Genomic DNA, 2,034 nt, shown 5'->3' on the forward strand with positions numbered 1-2,034 from the left:
AATTTGGTGATATTTTTTCGAATATTTCTTTTAGTCGATTTGATATTTCATCATTTATCACTCGTCTTCTATATTTCACAACAAGAATAAGATGATAATTCATATAGAACACTGAATGATTATTACTCTCCAATTCCATTTATATAATACCTTTCATGTAATTACCACTGAACATATTATACATCATTTTCAAGAACTTCACAACAAAAAAATACCAATTCATCCCGCCACTTATAGAGAGGGCACTGAAAAACATGCATTTTTTCTTTGAAATGTTCGGTTTCCTGAAATTTAGCCTGTTCACTGTGGGAATCGCTAATAATCGTTTCTGTGTAGGTTTTCTTTTTTGCTCCTTCTTTATAACAGCCATCCCGATAAGGACAACATTTACATTTTTCAATATCAAAAAAATAAACCATGCGTGGATTTTTATTCTTTTTCTCTTTTTTTCTTTTATCAAGATATTTATGAATGGCTAAATGTCCGGCTTTACACTGGTACATTCCTGCATCTTTATTAAATTCAAATTCATCTTCCTTTGTGCGATTGCCTTGGGTAATAATTGAATTTAGTTTTGCTATCAGCTCATAACCATCTTTTTTTACTGCTTCCATATTTTTCTTATCAGAATAAGCTTTATCACCAATCACTGCTTCAACCTGCATCCCCGCATCCCTGCTCTTTTGCACAAGTTTCGGTAACTCTTTTCCATCTGTTTTTTCACCACTGGTTATCGTAGCAGCTGTGATGATTCGTTCTTCTGTCATTGCTATGTGTGTTTTGTATCCAAAGAATGATGTATCTGCTGTCTTATGACCAATTTTTGCATCTTCATCTTTTGAAGTTTCTAAATGCTCCATGTCATCCCTTACGGATTCTTCTAACAGATTTAATTTTTCCTGCACCTTGGGATAACTGCATATTTTTTCATTTTCTTTTACAACATCAATAAGCTGTTTACAGTATTCCAATTCTTTTTCCAAAGAATCTTCCGTGTTTTTATCGGGAAATTTTTCTTTCATTGTTTCATCAACTTCATAGATGGTACGACGTAGCTTTTTTGATTGTTCCTGAAGTGCCTGACATGGTGTTTTGCAGTTGTATCTTGATTTTGTATGAGTAGCATCTACAATAATGGATTTTGATTTTATAATTCCTTTGTCCAATGCTAACTGAACTGTTTTGGCAATCAGCATATCTAAAAGATTCCTATCCTTTAAACGCAGTTTCCGAAATTTCGTCAAGGAACTTGGATTTATGACTTCGTCTTCCGGTGCCATGTCGAGAAAATATTTAAAAGACATATCATATTTGGAACGTTCAACCACATCAACATCTGATAAATCATAGATAGATTTTAAAAGAAGATATTTGAACATTCGTATAGGTGGAATGGCATTTCTACCATTATCAAGACAGTATTTGTCAATCAATTCATCGTAAATAAATTCAAAATCAACGAATTCTTTTATTTGACGAAGAAGATTATCCTTTGGAATTATTAATTCGTATATATCCATGTACGGACTCAGTATTAATTTCTGCTGTTGTTCAACCATAAAAACACCACCTATATTTGATATTTATATTTTACCAAACATAGGTGATGTTTTCTACTTTTTCAGTGCCCTCCTTATAGAAGTGGGGGAATTCTTGGTAATTTTAGTTAAAGCAATTAATGATCATCCAAGACAAAAATACTATTGGTAAGTTTCAAATTAGCTAAGCAGTTTATTACTTAGCTAATTAAACTATAAAAAAAGTGAAATTGAATATATGTATCGTGATGCAGATGGAAATCTTATTATCTCTGCTTTAAATAACAACAAAAATGAGTTTTACTATATCAATAAAGAGCAATTCCAATAAATTTGCAGCTTACTTATAAGAACCAAACTTCCTATAAAGTAAAAAAGTGTCTTCGACACTTCAACTCCCCTGCCCCTCAATCTTGAGGGAATTTAGGGGTTTCTTTTTGTTAATTTTTCCTGCATAATAGGGTTATGAATATCTTACAAAGAATCTTTACCGACT

1 protein-coding gene and 1 pseudogene are annotated in these 2,034 nt (G+C 32.0%); both read right to left on the reverse strand.

What is annotated here, in order from left to right:
- On the reverse strand, window positions 1-139 hold a 139-nt coding region (locus tag FYJ58_RS14590), incomplete at its 3' end, for a transposase (protein ID WP_205839290.1).
- 118 nt (window positions 140-257) lie between these two features.
- Window positions 258-1,559, reverse strand: a pseudogene (locus FYJ58_RS14595) (IS1182 family transposase); the annotation flags it as partial.
- Window positions 1,560-2,034 lie beyond the last annotated feature (475 nt).

Origin of the sequence: Velocimicrobium porci (assembly GCF_009696045.1) — a bacterium.
Classification (GTDB): domain Bacteria; phylum Bacillota; class Clostridia; order Lachnospirales; family Lachnospiraceae; genus Velocimicrobium; species Velocimicrobium porci.